Raw genomic sequence first — 23,879 nt, 5'->3', positions numbered from 1 at the left:
CCATTAAACCGGCTCCTTCGCCGCCGGCTCCGCCTCCGGTGCGTGATGACGCCCGCGGGTGGCGCGCAGCGACAGGATCAGCTCCAGCTCCTCCGCCAGCACCGGGCGGCTGAACAGATAGCCCTGGAAGCTCTCGCACTTCAGGCTGCGCAGAAGCTGGAGCTGCGCCTCCGTCTCCACCCCCTCGGCGACGACCGACAAGCCCAGACTGCGGCCCAGCCCGACGATGGCGCGCGGGATCGAATCGCCGGTCCCGTCCTGCTCCAGATCGTGGATGAAGGAGCGGTCGATCTTCAGCTTGTCGATCGGGAAGCGGTGCAGGTAGTTGAGCGAGGAATAGCCGGTGCCGAAATCGTCCAGCGCGATCAGGCACCCGCGCTGCTTCAGCGCGCGCAGCGTCGCGATGGCCGACGGGATGTCGTCGATCAGGGTGCCCTCGGTCACCTCGATCTCCAGTTCCCAGCCCTGGAGACCGTAGCGGTCGAGCGCCGCGGCCACCTTGGCGGGAAGCTGGCCGTCGCGGAACTGCTGGGCGGAGACGTTGACGGCGACCGGCACCGCCAGGCCGATCTGGTCGCGCCAGCGGCGGATCTGGGCGCACACCTCGTCCAGCACCCAATCGCCGATGGCCTGGATCAGGCCGGTTTCCTCGGCCACGGGCAGGAAGCGGTTCGGCATGATGAGACCGGCTTCCGGATGGCGCCAGCGCAGCAGAGCCTCCACCCCGACCACAAGGTCGTCGGAAATGCGCAGCTGCGGCTGGTAGACCAGGAACAGCTCGCGGTTCTGCAAGGCACGGCGCAGCGCCGCCTCCAGATCCAGACGTTCGCGGGACCGCGCGCCCATCTCACGCGTCACGAAGCGGTAGGCGTTCCGCCCGGCGTCCTTGGCGTTGTACATGGCGATGTCGGCGCAGCGGATCAGACCCTCCGCATCCTCCGCGTCGTCGGGAAACAGGCTGATGCCGATGCTGGGCGACACCACGAAGTTCCGCCCGCCGATGGCGAAAGGCGCGGCGAGCTGCCCCATCACCTTTTCCGCCACCGCGGCGGCCACGCCCGGCGTCTCGATGGTCGGGACGACGATCAGGAACTCGTCGCCGCCCAGCCGGCCCACCGTGTCCGACGGACGCATCGCGCCATGCAGCCGCCGCGCCACCGACCGCAGCACCTCGTCGCCGAAGGAGTGGCCCAGGCTGTCGTTGATGATCTTGAAGCGGTCCAGATCGATGAACAGAACGGCGACCCGCCCGCCGTCGCGTCGCGCCTCCCGGGCCGCCTGGGCGATGCGGTCGAACAGCAGGACCCGGTTGGGAAGGCCGGTCAGCGGGTCGTAATGGGCCAGATAATGAACGTGCTGCTCGGCCCGCCGCTTGTCGCCGATGTCCTCGACGAAGGCCATGACGAAGGGCGGATCGCCGGGGGTGGACACCGGCTGAAGATGAAGGGAGAAGTGGCTGTGCCGTCCGCCGGCCAGAAGCAGACGGTCGACCTCCAGCCGTACGCTCTCCCCGGCGATGGCGGAGTCGACGGCGGCGGCCACCGCCGGGTCCGGGACGCGCAGCCTCGTGTCGGTTCCGATCAACCCGTCGCGCGGCACCCCGACCGTGCGGGCGAAGGCGGGGTTGCAGTCGGTGATTCTGGCATCCGGCCCGATGAGAGCGATGCCGAGCGGCGCCTGGTTGAACAGCAGGTCCAGCTCCGTCTCGCGCCGGCGCAGCGAGGCGGTGATGCGCCCGGCGATCACCAGCGCCCGGTGGCGCGTCGCGGCCAGCGCCCACAGCAGGGCGGACAGCAGCAGGCTGAGCGACAGCCCCGTCGCCAGGACCAGCGTCGGCCTCCAGGTGTCCAGGCCGTCCTCGAAACTCAACCGGCTTTCGTATTGGATCGACCAGACGCGGTTTCCCAGGGCGATGTCGCGGCTCGCGGTCAGCAACGACCGGTCCGACGACTCCGGGCGGCTGCGGTAGAGCGGAAACTCCCCGCGCCCTTCGAACACCGTCGCCGCGACGTCGCCCATCCGGCCGAACACGGACTCGGCCAGGGGCGCGATCTGGATCGGAGTCATCACCAAACCGGCGAAGGCGGCCCGCCGCTGCTCCTGCGTGGCGGGACTCTGCCCGTCGTGGTAGACGGCCTGGAACACCATTACGGCCGGCGGCGCGGGCTCCCCTTCGCCGAACCGCAGGCCGACGTCGCGGAAGACCGTCGGGAGGCCGCTGTCCCGTGCCTGCTCCGCGGCGGCGCGGCGCACGGGCTCCGACAGCAGATCGTAGCCGAGCGTGCGTAGGGTGCGTTCGTTGACTGGGGCGGCGTACAGAGTGACGAGCCGCATCGGACCGACCGCCTCCGGCCAGATCCGGAAGCTGCGCAGCCCGTCCATCCGGGCCTCCGTCACCAGCTCCGGGCCGGTCCACTGATCGGCGACCCGCGCGAAGGCGACGGCGGTGATCGCCGGAAAGCGCTCGGCAAGGTGCAGCCCGTCCACGAACCGGTTCCACTCCGCGCGCTTCACCTCGGGATAGGCGGTGAACAGCGCCGCGGCCGAGCGCGTCACCTGCACATAGACCTGGAACTGGTTCTCGAAACGCCGGTGCAGTTCCTCCACCCGCAGGGCGAACCGGCCTTCGGCATCCGCGGCGACGCGCTGGCGGGTGTCGTGCCAAACCAGCACGGTCAGCACAAGCGCCGCCAGCAGAGCGATAAGGGGAATGCGCTTGGGAGTGGCCGCTGAATCGTCCATGGAACCCGCCATGGAATCGGTTATGGACTCGCCCGGCGCAAGGTCGATCGGATCGGGGCTGGAAGACCTCTGCATGGGGCCGTACCGAAGCTGCCTGTGACGCCGCCCACCCGGATATCGCCCGGTGGAACGACGCGCGCCGGTAAACCTTAACCAGAATGGACCCGTGCGAGAAGCGTATAAATAGTTCCGAAATCATCCAACGCGTGCGGCGTCGCTCAAAACTCCTGCAACACCTTGGGGCTGTTCTGCAGAAGCGTCTCGATCATGCCCAGGATCTGCTCGATTTTTGTGCGGGTGGCATCCAGCTCGTCGGCGGTCTTATCGTCGATGCCGGCCTCCATCAGCATCATGTCGAAGGCGTTCAGCGTCTCCGAAAAAGCCTTCTGTTCCGCCTGAAGCACGTCGAAGGCGCCGAGCGAGCTGGTCAGGGCCAAAGGCGGGTCGCTGACGAAGGCGTGGCTGATGTCGGTGAAGTGCGCGATGGCCGTCAGCTTTTGCCGGATCACCCATTGCGGGAAGTTCGGCGGCAGGTCTTTTCCCGTCTCCGGCAGACGCTCCTGGATGGAAAAGACCAGCCCCTGGATGTCCAGATAGGCGTTCCGGATCTCGCGGAAATGGGGAAAGGTCTTGGGCTTGCCGGCGTTGCGAACGCGACCCAGCCGGGCGATGTCGTCGGTCAGCTTCCGCGCCATCTGGACCACGATGTTCGCCACCTTCCCCATCGCCCCGTCACCCTTTTGTTTCGCAGCCGTCACCAATCCGCCGTCAGCGATCTATAGCATGCACCGCCCGGCCGAGGGCAGGACGTTCACTCCGCCGACCGCTCCTGCGCCTGCGGCAGGCGGTCGCCCATCCCACGGAGCAGCGCCTCGCGCGCCGCGTCGTCGGGTGCCGCGTCCAGCGCCCGGTGCAGGTCCAGCAGGAAGGCGGCGTAGCGGTTGTGCCAGTCCCGCCCGGCGGTCACGACCTCCGGCTCCAGCCGCGGCGGGCCGCCCTGGGTCATTGTCGGCGCCTGCGCCGGAACAGCGGCGGTCAGGTCGGCCACCTCGTCCAACTCGGGCAGGCGGATCAGCGCCGGGTCCCAGCCACGGCGCACCAAGGCGTCGCGCAAACCGGCACGGGCCTCCTCCTCGCCATGCACCAGGAACAGGCCGCGCCCCACCCCCTGCCGCGCCGCCACCCAGGCCAGCAGGCTGCTGCGGTCGGCGTGGCCGGAATAGACGTCCAGCGACCGGATGCGGGCGCGCACCGCGATCTCCTCGCCATGGATGCGCACGTTGGCCGCCCCCTGTTGCAACAGGTGTCCCAGCGTGCCCGGCGCCTGATAGCCGACCAGCAGGACGGTGGCCTCCGGGCGCCAGAGATGGTTCTTCAGGTGGTGGCGGATGCGCCCGGCGTCGCACATGCCGCTGGCCGCCATGATGATCGCGCCGCCCTTGATCGCGTTGAGCTTCTGGCTCTCCGCGGCGGAGCGCACGCGGTGCAGGTTGGGGCGGGCGAAGGGGTCGCCGCCGGTGCCGAGATCGGCCAGATGGCGGCGGAACACCCCGGTGACCGCGTCGGCCAGCGGCGAGTCGAGGAACACGTCGACCCGTGGGATTTCGCCGCGGTCGAACAGCCGGTGCAGGTCGTAGAGAAGCTCCTGCGTGCGCTCGACCGCGAAGGCGGGGATCAGCAGCGGGCCGCCCGCGGCGAGCGCCGCCCGCACTTCGTCGCGCAGCAGGGCCTGCCGCTCGGCCTCGCCAACCTCCACCCGCTCGCGGTTGCCGTAGGTGGTCTCCAGCACCATCCAGTCGGGACGCGGCGGCCCCTCCGCGTCGGCGTGGAAGGACTTGCCGCCCGGACCGAGGTCGCCGGAGAACAGGATCGTCTCCGCCGTCCCGCCGCGCCTCACCTCCAGTTCCACCGACGCCGAGCCGAGGATGTGCCCGGCCTGCCAGAAACGGGCGCGGATGCCGGGCAGCACCTTCACCCACTCCCCGTAATCGACCGCGTGCAGGCGGCGGATGGCCGCCTGGGCGTCGGCCTGGGTGTAGATCGGCTCGACCGCCGGGCGCCCGCGCTGGCGGTTGCGGCGGTTCAGCCGGTCGACCTCCGTCTCCTGGATGTAGCCGCTGTCGGGCAGCATGTAGGCCAGCAGGTCGGCAGTGCCGGCGGTGGCGTGCACCCGCCCCTTGAAGCCCTGGCGAACCAGTTTCGGCAGCAGGCCGGAATGGTCGATGTGCGCGTGGGTCAGCAGCACCGCCTTCACGGCGGACGGCTTGAAGGGGAAGGGTCGGTAATTCAGCTCCTTGACCGTCTTGGTGCCCTGGAACAGGCCGCAGTCGATCAGCAGGTCGCCGTCGCCGGTCTGGATGCGGAAGCAGGAGCCGGTGACCGTGCCGACGGCGCCGTGAAAGGTGAGGGACAGTGTCATGGCGAAACTCCGCCTTGTTGTGCCCTGTCCCCCCTATCCTGCCTGACGAAGGGTTACCGGCCCGTCAACAGGGCGCCGTCAACAGGGGGCCGCCAGCGCGTCGGCGATCAGCCGGGCGAGCGGCAGGGCGTTGCTGGGGTGCGGAACCCCGTCGCAGGACAGCGGCGCCCCCAGCCCTTCCGCCTCGAAGCGGGCGGCCACCGCGGCGTCGAACAGGGCGTGGACTCCGAACACCCGGACGGACGAGGCCCCTGCCGCCCGCGCCGCCCGTGCGCAGGAGAAGATGGTCTCGCCGGAGCTGATGACGTCGTCGACGATCACCACGGGCCGCCCGGCCAGCGGTGCGTCGGCGGGCAAGGTCACCGTCACGTCGCGGTCGCCGCGCCGCTCCTTTCGCCCGACCAGGGCGGTGAGGCCGAGCGGCCCGGCCACCGCCTCCACCAGCGGGGCGGCCTCCTCGTCCGGGCCGACGATCACCGCGTCGGGCGCCGTCCCGTCACCGCGCAACCGCTCGGCGATGGCCCCGGCGCCGCTGAGGCAGACGGAGGGGCGTCCGACGAACACCTCGTCCAGCGTGTGGGTGCGGTGCAAATGCGGCTCCACGCAGACGAAGCGGTCGAACAGCCGGCCCAGCCAGTCCCCCACCACCGTCTGGCTGACCGGCTCGCCGGGGCGGAACACCGCATCCTGACGCATGTAGGCCATGTAGGGGGCGACGAGGCACAGCTCCGTGGCGCCCTGGCGGCGCAGAACGGAAGCGGCCAGCGTCAGCTCCACCAGCTTGTCGTTCGGACGGTCGAGCGAGCGGTAAACCACCGCCCGCTCCACGGCCTCGGGCAGGCGGACGAGGCTTTCCCCGTCGGGGAAGCGGTGCAGTTCGGCGATGTGGCAGGGAACGTTCAGGGCCTCGGCAAGACGCCGCGCGCCGTCAGCCGATTCCGGAAATCCGTAGACGCCCGTATAGCGGGCCATGCTGTTCCCTCTCGCGTTGCGCGCCCGGACATGGGCGCCCCGTTCGGCCCGTACTATGCCGCAAGGGCCGCATCGGGGCGACCACGACCTTAGGCGCAACGTTACCGTGAAGGCGATAGGACGGCAGGGACAGGCGCCTATCAATGACGCCGCGGACATCCGCTGCTCATTGACCGCAGACGAAGGGATGAGGCAATTTCCCCGCCATGCGCGTGCTCATTGCCGACGATACGGTCCTGATGCGCACCATGCTCTCGGAGCAGGTGGCGTCCTACGGGCACGACGTGATCCTGGCCAGGGATGGTCGGCAGGCGTTGGACCTCGCCCAAGCCGAACCCTTCGACATCGCCATCATCGATTGGGAGATGCCGTGGCTGTCAGGGCTGGAGGTGTGCTGGCTTCTGAAGGCTGATCCGCGCACCGCATACAGCTACCTGATCCTGATGACGTCCCATGACGAACCCTTCTACGAGATGAAGGCGCTGGACGCCGGAGCGGACGACTTCATCCACAAGCCGGTCAACCGCGCCCACCTGAAGGCGCGGCTGAAGGCGGGCGGCCGCATCACCGAAATGCACCGGCTGCTGGTTGCCCAGGCGCAGACCGACCCGCTGACCGGCGTCGCCAACCGGCGCGCCCTTCTGGAGCGTGCGGATGAGGAAATCCGGCGGGCGCTGCGGTCGCGGCAGCCCCTGTCCCTGCTGATCGCCGACATCGACCATTTCAAGCGCATCAACGACAGCCGCGGCCACGCCGCCGGTGACGAGGCGTTGCAGCGCTTCGTCCGGACGCTGGACGGCGCCCTGCGCCCCGGCGACCTGATCGGGCGCTACGGCGGGGAGGAGTTCGTGGTTCTGTTGCCCAACACCGCGCTCGCGGATGCGTCGGCTGTGGCGGAACGCTTGCGCCAGCGCGTCGCCGCGCAGGAGATGGGGCCGAACGGCGATTCCTTTCGCATGACCGCCAGCTTCGGCGTCGCCCCCGTAACGCCGGAGACGCCCGGCGGCATCGACGACGCGCTCCGGTTGGCCGACGCGGCGCTGTACCGGGCGAAAGCCGAAGGGCGGAACCGCGTGATCCCCTCTCCTTGATCGTTCACGCCCTGCCATCCCCACCCGTCTCCGGCAGCGACGGCAACCGGATGCGGGGGGAGAGGCGATGCGCCATGTCCATGTGGCGTTTCTGGAGGGGACGAAGGTCCTGATCGTGCGGCGGCGCGAGGTCAGCACCTGGTGGGGCCGCGGCCCGGCGGAGCCGCGGGTCGTCGACGCCGCGGGCCAATGGTCGGTTCCCGGCGGCGGGTACGAGAGCGTCACCAGCCCCCTCGCAGCGCTCCAGCGCCTGTTCCACGAACAAACCGGCCTCGCATTCCCCGACGGCCGGGCGGCGGAGCCCTGGCGCCCGACCTCGCGGAGCTTCACGCTGTATTTCGTTCCGGTGACCGGGCTGGAGTCGCTGGCGTCCTCGATCACGCTGCGGGTCGCGCCGTCCGCCGTCACGCCCGGGCGCCCGGCGGGCGGCGCCATCGTGAATTGGGAGCTGTCCTCGGCCCACGTCGTGCCGCTCGCCAAGGTGGTCGCCCATCTGGGGGTGCGCCAGCCGGTCTCGCACGAGAACCAGCTCGCCATCACCCGGCAGGCGATGCGCTCGCCCTCCTCCCAGTCGATCGAGCGCTACGCGACCATGGCCGCGATCATCGCCCTGCAATGAGCCCGCCCCGCTGGCCTCAGCCCTTGTCGTCGCCCGGCGGAGTGCGGACGGCGGTGGCCGCGAGATACTGGGCCGCCGTGCGCAGCAGGAACTCCGCCACCGCCATGTCGCCCAGGTCGCGGTCGGGGCCGCCCAGCCGGTGGCGGCGATCGGCGTCGATCAGGCCGGTGGCGATCACCTGCGCGGTCAGCCAAGCCCGCTGGTCGGCATCCGGCACGCCGGCCATGCGCTCCAGCATCTCGTTGCAGGCGTGGTCGATCGTCCCCAGGCCGGGCCGGTCGGACGACAGGTAGCTGGTCTCATTCTGAGGCGCCGGCTCCCCCACGTAGGAGCGGGCGAGCAGCGCGGTCTCCAGGGTCAGCCGGAAGGCCGTGCGGCGCGGCCGCCCCTTCCGCCGCAGCCGCAGCGCCATCATGGTGAAGAGTTGGGCCACCGCCTCCACCCGCTCCGCCGGCACCTCGTCGAGGATGTCGACGATCTCGGCGCTGACGGCGTTGCGCGGCGCCTTTTCGCCGGGCCGCACCACCGCGGTGGCGAAGACGGCGATCAGGGTGCGCAGGGCGTCGGCCTGCTCCACGGGAGAGATGCGGCCGATCTGGGCGGGGTCGAACATGGGGGCGCTCCGCACTGGCTGGGAGGGATGGACAACTCCTCCCAGCAATGTTGGAACGCGAGGGGCGGTCAGGAATCCCCCTCCTTCGGGTCGATGGTCTCCGCCCGACGGCTGATCAGCTGGTAGAGCCCAAGCCCCAGCACCATGAAGACAATGACCATCAGGAGGATGGCCGGATACACCATGTCGCTCATGTCCGAGGTCCGCGCCTCGAACACCAGCACCAGCCCTTCCAGGCTGGCGGCGATGATGATGGTGGTCAGGAACTTGGTCAGGGTGCGGCGGGCCTCGTCGGCGTGCCGCAATTCGCGGTCGTGCTCCAACTCCTCTTCATAGAGATACTTGGCGATCTCGAAGACGGCGATGGCCAGCACGATCATGCCGACGCCGTTCAGCAGCCCGTGAGTCGTCGCCTCGATGTCGAGGAGCAGAAGGCTGTGAAACACCGAATAGGCGGCCACGCCGATGAACACCAGGGCGAACAGCATCAACACGCCGGTTGCCAGGAAATACATGACCCGCGACGCCTTCTGAAATCCGTTCCCCACGATGCGCTTCCCTTTCCGACGCGAGAGCCTGTCCTGCGGCTGTCAACGCATCGTCCCGGCTTTCGGACCGCAGCCTTGCGGGTCACCCCGGAAGGGAAGGTGGAACCGGCGGGCGGGCGCGCGTGTTTGGATTCAGGCAGCACAGGGGATTGTGCCTCCTCGACAGGCTCCGCCGCGCTCCCTGAAGCGGCGGAGCCTTTCTTTTCCTGCCCCTTGTCTTCTCCTGCCCCTTGCGTTTATGGCTGCGGTGCCGCACCACGCCGACCACGGAACCGCCCCATGCCCGAGACCCCGCCCCCCTCCGCCGAATCCCTGCACGCCCTGCTGGACCGCTACCTGCGCTGCCCGTCCGAGCCGCTGCGCGGCGAATTGAATCAGGCGCTGACCGCCTTCCAGACGGCCTGGATACACGCCCGCGCCGGGCAGGACGCCCCGACGGCGCCCCCGCCCGCCCCTGCCGCCGCCGGCCGCGCCCCGGTGAAGCCGAAATTCCCGATCGCCGCTGCCGATCTGGCGGTGCTGGAGCGGATGGCCGGGGGCTGGGTCCCCACCGCGGCGGAGGTTCCCCGCTGGGTCTGGTTCGAGAACCGGGAGCTTGTGACGATGGAGCCCAACCCCGCCGGCAGCGGGCCGGAGGTGATGCGCCTCGCCCCCGCCGGCTGGGCCGCGCTGGGCCGCCAGCCGGGCTGACGACCAGCCGGCAAAGGAAGCGGACAACAAAAAAGGGAGGCCGGAGCCTCCCTTTTTCCTGTCGGAGACCGGTTCCGGCTTACTTCGGAACCTTGCCCTGCACACCCTCGACGTACCAGTCCATCTTCAGGATCTGCTCGTCGGTGGCCTGCTTGCCCTCGGCGATCACGACCTTGCCGGACTGGTCCTTCACCGGGCCCTGGAAGGAGTGGCGCTTGCCTTCCATGATGTCGGTGCGGGTCTTCTCCGCCGCCGCGACGACGTCCGCCGGGAGCGCCGGGTTGTAGGGGGCCAGGAACAGCATGTGGTCCTTGAAGCCGCCCCAGGTGTCCTGCGACTTCCAGGAGCCGTCCAGAGCCGCCTTGACGCGGTTCACGTAATACTCGCGCCAATCGTCCACGATGGCGGTCAGGTGCGCCTTCGGGCCGAAGCGGGTCATGTCCGACGACTGGCCGAACACCCACAGGCCGCGCTCCTGCGCGACCTGGATGGCCGCCGGGCTGTCGGTGTGCAGCGAGATCACGTCGGCGCCCTGGTCGATCAGCGCCTTGGCGGCCTCGGCTTCCTTGCCGGGGTCGTACCAGCTGTTCACCCAGACCACGCGCACCTCGGCCTTCGGGTTCACCTCGCGCATGGCGATGGTGAAGGCGTTGATGCCGCTGACGACCTCGGGGATCGGGAAGGAGCCGATGTAGCCGATGATGTTCGACTTGGTCATCTTGCCGGCGATCTGGCCGATGACCGTGCGGGCCTCGTAGAAGCGCGCGGAATAGGTGGCGACGTTGGCCGAGCGCTTGTAGCCGGTGGCGTGCTCGAACTTCACGTCGGGGTGGCGCTGCGCGACCTTCAGCGTCGGGTTCATGAAGCCGAAGGAGGTCGTGAAGATCAGCTTGTGCCCGGAGGAGGCCAGCTGCTCGATCACGCGCTCGGCGTCGGCGCCCTCGGGCACGTTCTCGACGAAGGTGGTGGTGACCTTGTCGCCCAACTCCTTCTCCACGGCCAGACGGCCCTGGTCGTGCTGGTAGCTGTAGCCGTGGTCGCTGATCGGACCGACATAGACGAAGCCGACCTTCATCTTCTCCTGCGCGTCGGCCGCGCCGACGCCCAGCGCCAGCATGGCGGCGCCGGTGGCCAGACCCATCAGGGCCTTGCCCATGGTCCTTCTGTTCACGTGTTTGCTCCCTGATCCATTTGGTTGAGCACGAGCGTAAGACTTGCAAACATCCCGGAGCCTGTCAGGCATCCGGATGGAAAACCTTCCCGAGGCTGGCCGGCGCGTTCAGCCGGATCCGGGCGACATCGCGTGAAATCACCACCAGGACGATGACGGTAGCCAGATACGGCAGCATCGACAAGAGTTGTGACGGAATGTCGATTCCCAGCCCCTGGACGTGGAGCTGCGCGATGGTCACCCCGCCGAACAGCCAGGCGCCGAGCAGCACGCGACCCGGCTTCCAGGTGGCGAAGACGACCAGCGCCAGTGCGATCCAGCCGCGCCCGGCGGAGATGCCCTCCGCCCACATCGGGGTGTAGTCGAGCGAGAGGTAGGCCCCGGCCATGCCGCTCATCGCGCCGCCGAACAGCACGGCGAGGAAGCGGATGCGGATGACCTTGTAGCCGAGCGCGTGGGCCGCCGCGTGGTTCTCGCCGACCGCGCGCAGGATCAGCCCCTTGCGCGTGGCGTAGAGGAACCAGTGCACCGCCGGCACCGCCGCCAGCGCCAGATAGACCAGCGCGTCCTGCCCGAACAGCGCCTTGCCGATGACCGGCAGGTCGGTCAGGCCGGGGATGTAGAGTTCCGGCACGTCGGCGATGGGGATGCCGACGAAGCCCTGCCCGATCAGCGCCGACAGGCCGACGCCGAACAGAGTCAGCGCGAGGCCGGTCGCCACCTGGTTGGCGAGCAGGAGCAGGGTCAGCACGCCGAACAGCGCCGCCATGCCCGCCCCCGCCGCCGCACCCGCGACGAATCCAGCGGTGGAGCTGCCGGTCTGCACCGCCACGGCGAAGCCGCAGACGGCGCCGACCAGCATCATGCCCTCGACGCCCAGGTTCAGGACGCCGGACTTCTCCACCACCAGTTCGCCGAGGGCTGCGAACAGCAGCGGCGTGGCGGCGGCCAGCATGGCCGCCAGGATCGGGCCGAGAAGGGCCAGTTCGGCGCTCATGCCGCGGCCCTCCCCACCCCAGACCCGGCAGCGCCTTTCGCGCCGAAGCGCACGCGGTAACGGATCAGCACGTCGGTCGCCAGCAGGAAGAACAGCAGCATGCCCTGGAACACGCCCGTGATGGCCTTGGGCAGGCCGAGCGCGATCTGCGCCGCCTCACCGCCGATGAAGGAGAGCGCCATCAGGAAGCCGGCCAGCAGGATGCCCACCGGGTGCAGCCGCCCCAGGAAGGCGACGATGATGGCGGTGTAGCCGTAGCCGGGGGAGATGGTCGGGTTCATCTGCCCGATCGGCCCGGCGACCTCGCCCAGACCGGCCAGACCGGCCAGCGCGCCGGACAGCAGCAGCGTCAGCCAGATGATCTTCTTCTGGTTGAAGCCGGCGTAGCCCGCCGCCGTCGGGGTCAGGCCGATGACCTTGATCTGGAAGCCGATGAAGGTCCGCGCCATCAGGAACCAGCCCGCCGCCACCGCCAGCAGGGCGAACAGCGACCCCAGATGCACGCGCGTCCCGGCGACCAGCAGCGGCAGCACCGCGTCGGCCTCGAACAGGCGGGATTCCGGGAAGGCGAAGCCGTCGGGGTCGCGGTAGGGACCGTGCATCAGGTAGTTCAACAGATGCAGCGCCACGTAGTTCAGCATCAGGCTGGTCAGGATCTCGCTGGCGTTGAAGCGCACCCGCAGGAAGGCGGGGATCGCCGCCCACAGCGCGCCGCCGGCCATGCCCGCGACAATCATCAGCGGCAGCAGCCACCAGCCGCCCTCGCCGTAGAAGGCCAGCGCCAAACCGCCGCCGGTGATGGCGCCGAGCGTCAGCTGCCCCTCGGCCCCGATGTTCCAGACGTTGGCGCGGAAGCCGATGGCCAGGCCGATGGCGCAGAGCACCAAGGGGGTCGCCTTCACCGCCAGCTCGCCGAGGCCGCGCAGCGACAGCAGCGGCGCGATGAAGAAGGCGTGCAGCGCCTTCACCGGGTCGAAGCCCATGGCCCAGAACAGCAGGAAGCCGCTGGCGAGCGTGAGCGCGACCGCCAGCAACGGCGTCGCGTAGACCATCGCGCGCGACGCTTCGCCGCGGGGTTCGAGACGGAGGAGGGTCATGAAAAGGCTCCGGCGCACGTCGTCCCCTCTCCCGCCCCGGGAGAGGGTGGCCGCCGCAGGCGGCCGGGTGAGGGTGACGCAAGGGTCAGGCGCTTTTTCCACGCTGGACCCTCACCCTTCCCGCGCACGGCGCGGGCCCCATCCCTCTCCCGGGACGGGAGAGGGAGCAAGTCGCGTTCACACCGCACGGTCCACCTCATCCTCGTCGGGCGGGTGGTTGAACAGGCCGCCCATCAGCAGGCCGATCTCCTCCACGCTGGTGTGGTGGGTGGGGCGGCTTTCCGACAAATGGCCGTGGAACAGCACGGCGATGCGGTCGCTCAGCACGAACAGCTCGTCCAGGTCCTGGCTGATCACCAGAACGGCGGCGCCGGAGCGCGCGAGGTCGATCAGCGCCCGGTGGATCGCCGCCGCGGCACCCGCGTCCACGCCCCAGGTCGGCTGGCCGACCACCAGCAGGCGCGGCTTCTGAAGAATCTCGCGGCCGATGATGAATTTCTGAAGGTTGCCGCCCGACAGCGACCGCGCCTCCGCCCGGTGGCCGTGGGTGACCACGTTGAAGGCGCCGATGATCCGCTCGGCGTAGGAGCGGGCGCGCCCGAAATGCACCAGCCCGCTGCGCACCAGCGGCTCGCGGGCGTAGCCGGAGAGCAGCGCGTTCTCCGACAGGCTCAGCTCCGGCACGGCGCCGCGGCCCAGCCGCTCCTCCGGCACGAAGGCGAGGCCGAGCAGGCGCCGCTCGCGCGGGCCGAGATGGCCGGCGGGCCGCCCCTCGATGGCGACCGACGCCGGGTCCGGCACCAGAGCCTCGCCGCTCAGCGCGGCCATCAGCTCCGCCTGCCCGTTGCCGGCGACGCCGGCGATGCCCAGGATCTCGCCGGCCCGCACCTCGAAGGACACGTCCTTCAGGTTGGTGGCGAAGGGGTTGTCGGATGTGGTGGAGAGATGCCGCACCTGCAGCTTCGCCGCCCCGGCCTCGCCCTGCGGCAGCCGCTCCGGAGTCGACAGCTCGGTGCCGATCATCATCTCGGCGAGGCTGCGCGCGGTTTCCTTGCGCGGGTCGCAGCTCCCCACGACGCGCCCGCCGCGCAGCACGGTGGCGGTGTCGCAGAGCGCGCGGATCTCCTCCAGCTTGTGGCTGATGTAGAGGATCGTGCAGCCCTCCGCCGCCAGCCGGCGCAGCGTCTCGAACAGGCGGGTCGCCTCCTGCGGCGTCAGGACCGAGGTCGGCTCGTCCATGATCAGCAGCTTCGGGTCCTGCAGCAGGCAGCGCACGATCTCCACCCGCTGCCGCTCGCCGACCGACAGATTGTGGACGTGGCGGCGCGGGTCCAGCGACAGACCGTAGCGCTCCGACACCTCGGCGATGCGCGCCGACAGCGCGTCCATCGGGCCGGGCTGGTCGAGGCCGAGCGAGATGTTCTCGGCGACCGTCAACGTGTCGAACAGGGAGAAATGCTGGAACACCATGCCGATGCCCAACCGGCGGGCGCCCGCCGGATCGGGGATGTGGGTGTCGTGCCCGTTCCACCGGATCTGGCCGGCGTCGGCGTGCAGCACGCCGTAGATGATCTTCACCAGCGTCGATTTGCCGGCGCCGTTCTCGCCCAGCAGCGCGTGGATCTCGCCCGGCCGGAGGACGAGATCGACCTGGTCGTTCGCCAGACAGCCCGGAAAGCGCTTGGTGATGCCGCGCAGTTCGAGCCGGTGCGGAGGGGATGACACGGATGGGGAATCCAAGGAGACGGACCGGGTAGGGGTGAAGTCGGCAGGGCATTGCCAAAGCCATGCCACTTTCGGAGAGTCTTGCCCGTCAAGGCTGTTCGCCGTCAACAGGGGAAGCGGTTGCCCAGCCTGCGGTCATTCGCCCCGTTTCAGGTGCCCCGTTCCAGGCGCCCGGGCAGCCCAACAAAGCGGCAGATGACCCAACAAATCAGCAGTTGCTTCGCACACGGACAGATGCCACGCCGCCGCACGGTTGACAAGAGGCCGCCGTCGTCATCAGCTATGGAAAGGGCCGCCATTTCCGGCGGCCTTTGCTTATGGAGCTTTTGGAATGAACCGCAAGTCGATGCTCGGCGATCCGCCGCCGATCCGAATCACCCCCCATGACCTCGGGCGTCTCGACGTCCTTCTCGCCCATCTCAGCCAGCCCGCCGGCGTCATCGACTTCCTCCAGCGCGAGGTCGACCGCGCCGATGTCGCGGACCCTCCCGACGACGGCGGCACGCCCTTCGTCCGGCTCGGCAGCCGGGTCACCTTCGCGGACGACCGGGGCACGCGGCACACCGCCACACTCATCACACCGGACGAAGCGGCCCGGCGCCAGGACGGCATCTCGATCCTGACACCGGTGGGCGCCGCCCTGCTCGGCCTGTCCGAGGGGCAATCCATCGCCTACGGCACGCTCGACGGCCGCACCAAGTCGGTGCAGGTCCTGCGGATCGAACCTCCAGCCGTCTGACGGCCCATCTGCCTGACGGTCCATCGACCACGGCTTGCACCGTGGCGCGTCCGCGGAAAAGGCGGACGCGCCATGCAAGGGCACACCCCTCGCCACCCTTGCCTCCCCAGCCCCATTCGCCCAACTATCGGGGACTTGAACGGGACAATCGGAGCAAGGGCATGACGGCGGAACAGGCGGGCTACGCGATCCTGGAGGACCGGGGCGTGATCGCGGTCGCGGGCGAGGACCGGGCGGCCTTTCTGCAAGGGCTGGTGTCCAACGACGTGCGCCGCGTCGCAGCGGACCGCGCCGTCTACGCCCTGTTCCTGACCCCGCAGGGCAAGTTCCTGCACGACTTCCGCATCGCCGAATCGGACGGCGCCCTTCTGCTGGACCCCGAGACGGACCGGCGGGAGGAATTCCTGCGCCGCCTGAAGATGTACAAGCTGCGCTCCAAGATCACGCTGGAGGATCGGGCCGGCGCCCTGGTGGCCGTCGCGCTGTTCGGCGGTGACGCCCTCGCCCGGCTGGGCCTGCCGGAGGAGCCTGGGGCGGCGGTGCCCTTCGCGGGCGGCGTCGCCTTCACCGACCCGCGCCTGCCGGCGCTGGGCGCCCGCGCCTTCCTGCCGCGCGACGGCGCCGCGGCGGCGCTGGAGGCGGCGGGCTTCGCGCCGCGCGACGCGGCGGACTACGACCGGCTGCGTCTCGCGCTCGGCGTTCCGGAGGGCAGCCGCGACCTCACGCCGGACAAGGCGCTGCCCCTGGAGAACGATCTGGACGACCTCAACGCCATTTCCTGGGACAAGGGCTGCTACATGGGTCAGGAATTGACGGCCCGCACCAAGTACCGCGCCCTGATCAAGAAGAAGCTGTTCCCGGTGACGCTGGACGGCCCCTTGCCCGCCCCCGGCACGCCGGTGACGCTGGAGGGCAAGGAGGTCGGCGAGATCCGCAGCGGCCATGGTTCCTCCGCCCTGGCGTTGTTGCGGCTGGAAGAGCTCACCCGTGCGGGGCAAGACGGTATGGTCTTGACAGCCGGAGAGGCCACAGTCACGCCGAAAAAGCCAGTCTGGGCAAGCTTTTGAGTTCTTCGCCGCTTTTATTCCCGAAACTTGCACGAACTAGCCGAAAGATATTTTCGATTTTCCGCGTGACCATTCCCTCCGAAGCCCTGTTGTCGTTCTGCCTTACCGAGACACACCAAGGCACGCAACTGACACGCCGAAACACGGAGAGGAGTGAGTTATGCGGAGGGAAATCATCGCGGCTGCGTCCGTCCTGGCGCTGATGACCGGCACGGCGATGGCACAGAGCTCGTCGCCGAACACCGGCAGCACCGCCACCGGCGCCCCGACCGCAACCGAAATGAACAAGAGCGGCAGCGCCTCGGGCAGCGCCGCGTCTGGCAGCGCCTCCGGCCTGACCGGCGGCCAGATGGCCAGCGCCGAGAACATGATGGGCAAGAACGTCTACGGCTCCGACAACGAGAAGGTCGGTGAGGTCGAGGACGTGATCCTGGACAGCAACGGCCAGGCCCGCCAGCTCGTGATCTCCTCGGGCGGCTTCCTCGGCATCGGCGAAAAGCAGATCGCCGTGGACATCAACAACGCCACCTGGGACGCCCAGCAGGAGCGCGTCCAGCTCTCGGGCATGACCCGCGATCAGGTGAAGGAGATGGCGGAGTTCGAATACTCCGACACCACCACCTCGCTGAACCGGAACAAGGACCGGGCCGGCGACACGGTGAACGGCGCGGCCAGCCGCTCCTCCACCGGCACCACCGGCACCATGACCGCTCCGGGCGGCGCCACCGGCACCCCGCCGGCCGCTCCGTCGGGCACCGGCCAGTAATCGCCGGTCCGGTCACAAAAAGCCCCCGCGGCCCTGCGCCGCGGGGGCTTTTCCCTGTTCAGGGCCGCGTTTATGGGCGCGCGACGTGCCAGACGTTGTTCACCCCGTCACCGGTGGTGTCGCCCGGCTTGCCGTCCTTCGCCCAACCATAGAGCGGCTTGCCCTTGTAGGCCCACTGCATGGAGCCGTCGTCGCGGGTGATGACCGAGTAATCACCCGTCGCCTTGGCGCCCGCGGGAGCCATCAGCGGCGGCCAGTTGGTGGCGCACTGGCCGTTGCAGGCGGACTTGCCGCCCGAATCGCGGTCGAAGACATAGAGCGTCATGCCTTTGCTGTCGGTCAGCACGGGACCGCCGGCCGACTGGCCGGTCTTGGCGGGCATGGCGCCCTGCGCAAAGGCGGACGGCGCCACAAGGCCGAGCGCGAGCAGGGTCGCCGCGGCGGTGAAACGGCTGAAGCGGTGCATGGATGGAACCTCCCTGTCGTGATGGGGGGCGGGTCGACGGACCCGGCCCTCACCGACAGGACGCCCGCTGCGGCGCTTTATTCCGTCCCCACCCGATCGATGATCACGCCCGCAGCAGATCGACGAAGCGGCGGCAGGCGGCGATGTCGACGCGCAAAGCGGCGCGGCGCTTGGTCGCCTCCGGGTCCTCGCCCCAGGCCTCGATCTGGAAGGTCTCGTCGAGCTGCGACACCTCGAACGCCTCCTCGGCGTCGATGTGCCCCTCGACCAGCGCCAGCGCGACGATCAGCGAACCGCAGGAGCCGGTGGCGGTCTGGAGCGCCGACAGCGTCCAGTCGTCGTAGGCCTCCACCGCGTTGCGCAGGGCGCGCAACGCCTCGGGCGGCTGCGGCTTGGGCATCAGCCCGGCATTGACGTGCAGCGGCGCGTCGTAGCGCAGCGTCGCCCAATCGAGCAGCGGCTGCCACCGCTGTGCCTGCCGCTCCACCAACGCCCTGGGATGCTCCGCGCGATAGCAGAGCAGATCCGTCTCCGCATAGGCGGCCACACCGTCCACGATGGCGGCGCGGCCCTTGCCGATCAGGTCCACCGCCGTGCTGGCGAGCTGCATCAGCGGCATGCTGTCCGGGGCGATGTCTTCGGGCTGCGCGTCCCATTCGGCGGCGACGGCCTGGGCCAGCGGCCAGCTCGCGAAGACCAGCGGCGCCTTGGCCGGGCTGCGGATCGGACGGTTGTCCAGGCGCACCTCGAAGCCGCCGCCGGCGGCCTCGTCGACGGAGGCGGTCTTGTAGAAGCGCTTCATCGGGGTCCTTCGAATGCTCTCTTATCGGTGCAACAGGTCCAGCACGGCGCCGGCCACCTCGCGCCCGCGATGGACGATGCGGTCGGCCCCGGCGGCTTCCAGCTCGGCCACCGCGTGGTAGCCCCAGGAGACGCCGACCGACGCGACCCGCGCGTTGCGGGCCATCTGAATGTCGTAGGTGGTGTCGCCGATCACAACCGTCCGCGCCGCTTCCACCCCGGTTTCGGCCAGGGCGCGGTAGACCATGTCGGGGTGCGGCTTGCCGGGGCCGACGTCGCTGGTCTGCAGGGTGACGAAACGGTGCGCCAGCCCGTGGTGGGCCAGCACGGCGTCGAGCCCGCGCCGCGACTTGCCGGTCGCCACGCCCAGCAGCACGCCTTCGGCCTCCAGCGCGTCCAGCGTGTCGCGCAGGCCGGGGAACAGAGGCTCGTGCAGGTCGCCGCGGTGGCGCAGCGCCGCGAAGGCGTCCTTGTAGCTCTCCGCGACGGTCACATGGCGGTCGGTGTCCAGGTCGGGCAACAGTTGCGACACCGCCTGCACCAGCGGCAGCCCGACCATGCGGCGCACCTCCAGCGGGTCCGGCTCGCCCAGGCCGTGGACGGCCCAGGCGGTGGTCATGGCGTCGATGATGGCGAATTGGCTGTCCACCAGCGTGCCGTCGCAATCGAACAGGGCCAGCCGCAGCGGACGGGCATTCTCTGAGCTGCTCACGGGCATCGCCTCCGGGACGCGGGTCGTACCGGTCTTATGCGGGCCGCGCCGCGAAAGCGCAACTCACTTTGCCGGTTGCAACGCGGCCGGGCGCCAATGGAGCAGATGCACCGCCCCGCCCAGCAGCAGCCCCCAGAAGGCGGACCCCACCCCGGCGAAGGACAGGCCGGAGGCGGTGACCAGCAAGGTGACCAGGGCGGCGGTCCGGTTCGCCTCCACCTGCACGGCGCCCATCAGGGCGGAGCCGAAAGCCCCGACCAGGGCCAGGCCGGCCACCGCCTCGATCAGGATCGGCGGGGATCGGGTGACCATCACCGCCGTCACCCCGGCCAGCCCGGCGAACAGGATGTAGCCGACGCCGCTGACGAAGGCGGCCTGCCAGCGCCGTGCCGGGTTCGGGTCGGCGTCCGGGCTGGCGCAGAGCGCCGCGGTGATCGCCGCGAGGTTGACGGTCGGCGCGCCGCCCAGCGCCGTCAGGGCGGAGGCCGCGCCCGTCGCCAGGAAGATCGGACGGGTCGGCGGCGCGTAGTTGTAGGTTGCCAGAACGGCAAGGCCGGGGATGTTCTGCGACGCCATGGTGACGACGAACAGCGGCAGGGCGATGCCCACCATCGCCTCCCAGGTGAACACCGGCTGGACGAAGGTCACGCCCGGCCACAGCGCGCCGGACAGCGCCGCCCCGCCGGTCAAACCGCCGGCCAAACCGCCGGCCAAACCGCCGGAAGAGTCCAGCGCCATCGCCCCCAGCGCGACCGCCACCGCGGCGGGCACGGCGTAGAGCCGCGCCACCCGCCCCATCACTGCCCAGGTCGCCAGCACCAGGAGCGCCACCCCCGGCGCCTGCGACACCGCCAGGAAGGGGGCGAGGCACAGCTTCAGCAGGATGCCCGCCAGCATGCCGTTGGCCAGCGGCTTCGGGATCGCGGCGATCCAGCGGCCCAGCGGCGACCACAGTCCGGCCAGGACGATCAGCACCCCGGTCACCACGAAAGCGCCCACCGCGGCGGCAAATCCGCCCTCCACCGCCCCGGTGGCGGCCAGCAGCGCCATACCCGGCGTGGTCCAGGCGATGCTGATCGGCTTGCGCCGGTGCAGGCTGAGGCCCATCGCCGTCAGCCCCATGGCGAATCCCACCAGGACGAGGCCAGACACCACCTGCTCCGTGTTGGCGCCCACAGCGGTCAGCCCGTGAATGACCACGGCCACGGAACTGGCGTAGCCGACCAGGGCCGCCAGCAGGCCCGCACCCACGGCACGCAGGGAAAGCCCCGTCGAAAGGCCCGTTGCCGGAACGGTGTGGGAAGAGGACATGGCGCGGAACCCTCCGTCAGGGGTGCGGAACGATGAGAAGGGTGATAGATTGGATCCAATATCCTGGCAAGGGGAGATCACGCATGGCGGTCAACGACGGGCTGGCGCGCCTCGTGGCGCGGGCGCAGCCACGCCACCGCACCACCACGGAGTTCGTGGAGGCGACGCTGCGCGAGGCGATCCTGAGCGGGGTCATCGCGCCGGGCACGCCATTGCGGCAGGAGGACCTGGCGGAAACCTTCGGGGTCAGCCGCATGCCGGTGCGCGAGGCGCTGCGCCAGTTGGAGGCGCGGGCGCTGGCCGAGTTCCACCCGCACCGCGGCGCCGTCGTCGCGGAGATCTCGGCGGCGGACGGCGCCGACATCGGGGCGATCCGCATGGCGCTGGAACCGATGGCGCTGCGCCTGTCGCTTCCCGGCCTGACGGCGGCGGACCTCGATCAGGCGGAGGAACTGATCGCCGAGATGGATGGGGAGGCCGATCCGGGACGCATGGGAGAGCTGAACCGGCGCTTCCACATGACGCTTTACGCGCGGGCCGGGCGGCCCCGGCTGCTGGCGCTGGCGGAGCAGCATCTGCTGGCCGCCGACCGCTATCTGCGCTTCCAGTTCGCGGCGCTGGGCTATCTGCCGCGGTCGCAGGACGAGCACCGCGCGCTGCTGGCGGCGTGCCGGGCGGGGGATGCGGATGCGGCCTGCCGGCTCGTCGAAGAGCATGTCGGGCAGGCGGCGGAGCAGCTTACTGCGTTTCTGGGCGCGCGCGAGGCGGGGTAACGGGAAACGATGAACCGCGGGGACGCAGAGGCACGGAGAAACGTGTCGAGAGGTGTCTAAAGGATGCGCAGCCCGCTCGCCTGCACATCTCTCCGCGTCTCTGCGCCTCTGTCGTGAATCCCGTGCCCGTTACTCCACGCCCTCGAACGGATCGCCCTTCAGGCTGGCGCTGAAGCCCAGATACTTCCAGGTCGTCAGCATGTGGTCCGGCAGCGGCGCCGTCACGTCGATCATCCGGTTGCCACCGCGCGGGTGCGGCAGGATCAGGCGGCGGGCGTGCAGATGCAGCTTCTTCTGAACCTCGGCGCCCGGAAGATAGGCCCCCTGCCCGGCATACTTGCCGTCGCCCAGAATCGGCGTGCCGATGGCGTTCATGTGGACGCGGAGCTGGTGGGTGCGGCCCGTGCGCGGCCACATGGCGACGAAGGCCGCCTGCTTGCCCAGGTTTTCCAGCACCGTGTAGTAGGTGACGGCGCGCTTGCCGTCGTCCTCGTCGCCGGCCACCCGCTCGCCCTGCGGCCCGCCTTCCTTGGCCAGCGCGAGGTCGATCTTGCCCTGGTAGGGCTTCGGCACGCCGACCGTGGCGGCCCAGTAGATCTTGCGCACGTCGCGGCCGCGGAACTGCTCCGTCAGCTTGGACGCCGCGAAGGTGTTGCGCGCCAGCAGCAGGACGCCCGAGGTGTCCTTGTCCAGCCGGTGGACCAGCTTGGGCCGCTCCTTCGCGTCGAAGCGCAGGGCGTCCAGCATCGCGTCGAGATGCTTGGTGGTGTTGGTGCCGCCCTGAACGGCGAGCCCGGCCGGCTTGTTCAGCGCGATGACGTCGCCGTCCTTGAAGAGGACCAGCGCCTGGAGCGCCGCGATGTCCTTGTCGGACATGGCCGGCTTCTTCGGAGCCGGGGCCGGCGCGGCGCCCTCCGGCTTGGCCCAGTCGGCCAGCGGCGGGATGCGGATGGACTGGCCGGCGGCGAGCCGGGTCGAGGTCTCCGCCCGCTTGCCGTCCACGCGGATCTGGCCGGTGCGCAGCAGCTTCTGCAGATAGCCGTGCCCCACGTCGGGGAAATGGCGCTTGAACCAGCGGTCGAGGCGCACATCGGCCTCGTCGGACGTCACGGTCCGGGTTTCAACGCTGGGGGTTTTGTTCTCACTCATCAAACGGGCACCGAAACAAGAGAACGCGCGACCGCGAGGCCGGCAAAGAAACCCGCGATGGTCAGCACCATCGAGGCGAGGATGTAACCCGCCGCCGCCGGCAGGGCGTTCCGCTCCACCAGCAGCCCGACGTCGAGCGTGAAGGAGGAGAAGGTCGTGAATCCCCCCAGCACCCCGACCATCAGCAGCGCCCGCAGCTCCGGCGAAGGCGACCACGCCAGCGCGGCCAGCTCCGCCAGCACGCCCATGGTGAAGCAGCCCACGGCGTTCACGACCAGTGTCCCGTAGGGAAACTGCGTGCCCAGCCATTGGCCGACCGCCGTCATCAGCAGATAGCGCGCCATGGAGCCGACGGCCCCACCGACGGCAACCGCGGCGAGCGTGGACGGTGATGCGATCACGGGACCTCCGGGAGCGGACGGGACGACGGGCATCCCGCGCGGATTAGAGCCAGAAATACGGCGGTTTGTCACGCGCCGGGCGCGGCAACCCCGCCATCCCGCTCGCCCACGCCAAAGATCCAGCCCTCCTGCCGCCGCGCCCGCGCGTCCATCGCCGGCGGGCCCCACACCGCCTGCCGCCCGGCCAGCCAGCGCAGCCCCGCCGCGGAGACCAGCGCGTCCGCGTCATGGTCGGTCACCGCTCCGGATAAGCCGGCGGGCGGCGCGCCCAGGGCGGCCAGCGCGGCGTCGACCGCTGCCCCGTCGCGGATCTTGCGCAGGCCGAAGCCGGCGCGGATCAGGAACAGGCGCGGGTAGATCTCGCAGAAGACGCTGCGCCCCGGACCCGGCGCGTCGAAGGGCCAGACCGCCACCCGGTCCGGCGCCGCCCGCTTCAGGGCGCGCAGCATCCGCATCCCGGCCAGACCGCCCTTCCCCACCTGCTTGGCGCCGATCAGTTTGTAGGGGCTCTGCGGGCTGCCGTAGCCGTCGGCGCGGCACACCCGCTCGGTCAGCCGGTGCGGATCCCGGTACCAGTCCGGCTGCGTTCCGGCGCGCCAGAAATCGGCGCCATAGTCCGGATCCGCCGCGAAGCTGCCCCCGGCGAAGTCCGGCTCCGCCCGGGCCACCGCCTCCACCCGGTCCCAGAGGTCGAACGCCGTCGCCGCGTCGGGGTCGGGAAAGTAACGCCCGGCCACGTCGAAGGGCAGCGAGAAGGCGCAGTCGATGCCGATCAGCGCCGGCCCGCGCTCCAGCCCATCCAGCAGCCAGTCGAACACGGCGGTGCGCGACCATTGCCGCTCCGTGGGCGCGACGATCCGGGGCGGCCCCTCCGCACCGCATTCGGCCACGGCGATGCCGGCGTAGCGCTTGCCCGCGGCGCCCGACCAGTCGATGGCGATGAAGCGCCCCAAGTCCGGCACCGCGGCGCCCGTCGTCATTCCTGATCGCCCCAATCCAATTTCACGATG

Annotated in this window: 24 protein-coding genes; 7 read left to right on the top strand and 17 right to left on the bottom strand. The window is 70.0% G+C overall.

What is annotated here, in order from left to right; translation table 11 throughout:
• Positions 1–3: 3 nt before the first annotated feature.
• The 4 genes from H0B54_RS17285 to H0B54_RS17270 all read right to left on the bottom strand — a co-directional run bounded on the left by H0B54_RS17285 (position 4) and on the right by H0B54_RS17270 (position 6,133).
• Positions 4–2,742 (bottom strand): bifunctional diguanylate cyclase/phosphodiesterase, encoded by a 2,739-nt coding sequence (locus H0B54_RS17285; RefSeq protein WP_188261349.1) that lies wholly within the window; start codon positions 2,740–2,742, stop codon positions 4–6.
• 218 nt (positions 2,743–2,960) lie between these two features.
• Complete coding sequence (locus H0B54_RS17280; protein WP_094304256.1) at positions 2,961–3,467, bottom strand: hypothetical protein; 507 nt, start codon at positions 3,465–3,467, stop codon at positions 2,961–2,963.
• An 86-nt stretch (positions 3,468–3,553) separates the two neighbouring features.
• A complete protein-coding gene (locus tag H0B54_RS17275) occupies positions 3,554–5,161 on the bottom strand; it encodes an MBL fold metallo-hydrolase (protein WP_188261348.1) in 1,608 nt (535 codons plus the stop codon).
• A gap of 78 nt (positions 5,162–5,239) precedes the next feature.
• On the bottom strand, positions 5,240–6,133 hold the full coding sequence (locus H0B54_RS17270; RefSeq protein WP_188261347.1) for a ribose-phosphate diphosphokinase: 894 nt from the start codon (positions 6,131–6,133) through the stop codon (positions 5,240–5,242).
• A 206-nt stretch (positions 6,134–6,339) separates the two neighbouring features.
• Here H0B54_RS17270 and H0B54_RS17265 point away from each other — a divergent pair, with 206 nt between their 5' ends.
• Both H0B54_RS17265 and H0B54_RS17260 read left to right on the top strand, forming a co-directional pair.
• Positions 6,340–7,224 (top strand): GGDEF domain-containing protein, encoded by an 885-nt coding sequence (locus tag H0B54_RS17265; RefSeq protein ID WP_188261346.1) that lies wholly within the window; start codon positions 6,340–6,342, stop codon positions 7,222–7,224.
• Positions 7,225–7,291: 67 nt separating this feature from the next.
• The gene (locus H0B54_RS17260) at positions 7,292–7,843 is read left to right on the top strand and encodes an NUDIX domain-containing protein (RefSeq protein WP_188261345.1); all 552 of its coding nucleotides are present in this window, start codon (positions 7,292–7,294) and stop codon (positions 7,841–7,843) included.
• 16 nt (positions 7,844–7,859) lie between these two features.
• Here the strand turns inward: H0B54_RS17260 and H0B54_RS17255 are convergent, their stop codons facing one another.
• Both H0B54_RS17255 and H0B54_RS17250 read right to left on the bottom strand, forming a co-directional pair.
• A complete protein-coding gene (locus tag H0B54_RS17255; RefSeq protein WP_188261344.1) occupies positions 7,860–8,456 on the bottom strand; it encodes a hypothetical protein in 597 nt (198 codons plus the stop codon).
• A gap of 68 nt (positions 8,457–8,524) precedes the next feature.
• Positions 8,525–9,004: a hypothetical protein gene (locus H0B54_RS17250; protein ID WP_109072737.1), complete on the bottom strand. Its 480-nt coding sequence runs from the start codon at positions 9,002–9,004 to the stop codon at positions 8,525–8,527.
• 279 nt (positions 9,005–9,283) lie between these two features.
• Between H0B54_RS17250 and H0B54_RS17245 the strand changes: the two genes are divergently transcribed.
• Entirely contained in the window at positions 9,284–9,694 is a 411-nt protein-coding gene (locus H0B54_RS17245; RefSeq protein WP_188261343.1) for a hypothetical protein, read from the top strand.
• Between the two features lie 79 nt (positions 9,695–9,773).
• Here the strand turns inward: H0B54_RS17245 and H0B54_RS17240 are convergent, their stop codons facing one another.
• The 4 genes from H0B54_RS17240 to H0B54_RS17225 all read right to left on the bottom strand — a co-directional run bounded on the left by H0B54_RS17240 (position 9,774) and on the right by H0B54_RS17225 (position 14,684).
• On the bottom strand, positions 9,774–10,850 hold the full coding sequence (locus tag H0B54_RS17240; RefSeq protein ID WP_014240078.1) for a BMP family ABC transporter substrate-binding protein: 1,077 nt from the start codon (positions 10,848–10,850) through the stop codon (positions 9,774–9,776).
• 79 nt (positions 10,851–10,929) lie between these two features.
• A complete protein-coding gene (locus tag H0B54_RS17235) occupies positions 10,930–11,862 on the bottom strand; it encodes an ABC transporter permease (RefSeq protein WP_094304269.1) in 933 nt (310 codons plus the stop codon).
• A complete protein-coding gene (locus H0B54_RS17230) occupies positions 11,859–12,959 on the bottom strand; it encodes an ABC transporter permease (RefSeq protein ID WP_094304270.1) in 1,101 nt (366 codons plus the stop codon). Before H0B54_RS17230 ends, H0B54_RS17235 begins: the two co-directional genes overlap by 4 nt.
• A gap of 177 nt (positions 12,960–13,136) precedes the next feature.
• Complete coding sequence (locus H0B54_RS17225; protein WP_188261342.1) at positions 13,137–14,684, bottom strand: ATP-binding cassette domain-containing protein; 1,548 nt, start codon at positions 14,682–14,684, stop codon at positions 13,137–13,139.
• Between the two features lie 331 nt (positions 14,685–15,015).
• Here H0B54_RS17225 and H0B54_RS17220 point away from each other — a divergent pair, with 331 nt between their 5' ends.
• The 3 genes from H0B54_RS17220 to H0B54_RS17210 all read left to right on the top strand — a co-directional run bounded on the left by H0B54_RS17220 (position 15,016) and on the right by H0B54_RS17210 (position 17,256).
• The gene (locus tag H0B54_RS17220; protein ID WP_188261341.1) at positions 15,016–15,423 is read left to right on the top strand and encodes a GreA/GreB family elongation factor; all 408 of its coding nucleotides are present in this window, start codon (positions 15,016–15,018) and stop codon (positions 15,421–15,423) included.
• A 161-nt stretch (positions 15,424–15,584) separates the two neighbouring features.
• A complete protein-coding gene (gene ygfZ, locus H0B54_RS17215) occupies positions 15,585–16,490 on the top strand; it encodes a CAF17-like 4Fe-4S cluster assembly/insertion protein YgfZ (RefSeq protein ID WP_188261340.1) in 906 nt (301 codons plus the stop codon).
• A gap of 160 nt (positions 16,491–16,650) precedes the next feature.
• Complete coding sequence (locus tag H0B54_RS17210; protein WP_188261339.1) at positions 16,651–17,256, top strand: PRC-barrel domain-containing protein; 606 nt, start codon at positions 16,651–16,653, stop codon at positions 17,254–17,256.
• A gap of 70 nt (positions 17,257–17,326) precedes the next feature.
• On the opposite strand, the gene H0B54_RS17205 is transcribed toward H0B54_RS17210, so the two are convergent.
• The 4 genes from H0B54_RS17205 to H0B54_RS17190 form a co-directional block, all read right to left on the bottom strand.
• Positions 17,327–17,722, bottom strand: a complete 396-nt coding sequence (locus H0B54_RS17205) for a COG4315 family predicted lipoprotein (protein WP_188261338.1) — start codon at positions 17,720–17,722, stop codon at positions 17,327–17,329.
• A gap of 103 nt (positions 17,723–17,825) precedes the next feature.
• A complete protein-coding gene (locus H0B54_RS17200; protein WP_188261337.1) occupies positions 17,826–18,524 on the bottom strand; it encodes an ATP12 family chaperone protein in 699 nt (232 codons plus the stop codon).
• A gap of 21 nt (positions 18,525–18,545) precedes the next feature.
• Entirely contained in the window at positions 18,546–19,241 is a 696-nt protein-coding gene (locus tag H0B54_RS17195) for an HAD-IA family hydrolase (protein WP_188261336.1), read from the bottom strand.
• 57 nt (positions 19,242–19,298) lie between these two features.
• Positions 19,299–20,546 (bottom strand): benzoate/H(+) symporter BenE family transporter, encoded by a 1,248-nt coding sequence (locus H0B54_RS17190; protein WP_188261335.1) that lies wholly within the window; start codon positions 20,544–20,546, stop codon positions 19,299–19,301.
• An 83-nt stretch (positions 20,547–20,629) separates the two neighbouring features.
• Here H0B54_RS17190 and H0B54_RS17185 point away from each other — a divergent pair, with 83 nt between their 5' ends.
• Positions 20,630–21,319, top strand: a complete 690-nt coding sequence (locus tag H0B54_RS17185; RefSeq protein WP_188261334.1) for a GntR family transcriptional regulator — start codon at positions 20,630–20,632, stop codon at positions 21,317–21,319.
• Between the two features lie 129 nt (positions 21,320–21,448).
• On the opposite strand, the gene H0B54_RS17180 is transcribed toward H0B54_RS17185, so the two are convergent.
• The 3 genes from H0B54_RS17180 to H0B54_RS17170 form a co-directional block, all read right to left on the bottom strand.
• Positions 21,449–22,468: an RluA family pseudouridine synthase gene (locus H0B54_RS17180; protein ID WP_188261333.1), complete on the bottom strand. Its 1,020-nt coding sequence runs from the start codon at positions 22,466–22,468 to the stop codon at positions 21,449–21,451.
• Entirely contained in the window at positions 22,468–22,869 is a 402-nt protein-coding gene (crcB, locus tag H0B54_RS17175; protein ID WP_188261332.1) for a fluoride efflux transporter CrcB, read from the bottom strand. Before crcB ends, H0B54_RS17180 begins: the two co-directional genes overlap by 1 nt.
• A gap of 68 nt (positions 22,870–22,937) precedes the next feature.
• A complete protein-coding gene (locus H0B54_RS17170) occupies positions 22,938–23,849 on the bottom strand; it encodes a hypothetical protein (protein ID WP_188261331.1) in 912 nt (303 codons plus the stop codon).
• Positions 23,850–23,879: the final 30 nt, after the last annotated feature.

Source organism: Azospirillum tabaci, from assembly GCF_014596085.1.
Lineage (GTDB): Bacteria > Pseudomonadota > Alphaproteobacteria > Azospirillales > Azospirillaceae > Azospirillum > Azospirillum tabaci.
Note: the sequence above shows the minus strand (reverse complement) of the source record. Positions and strands in the feature narration are given on the sequence as shown.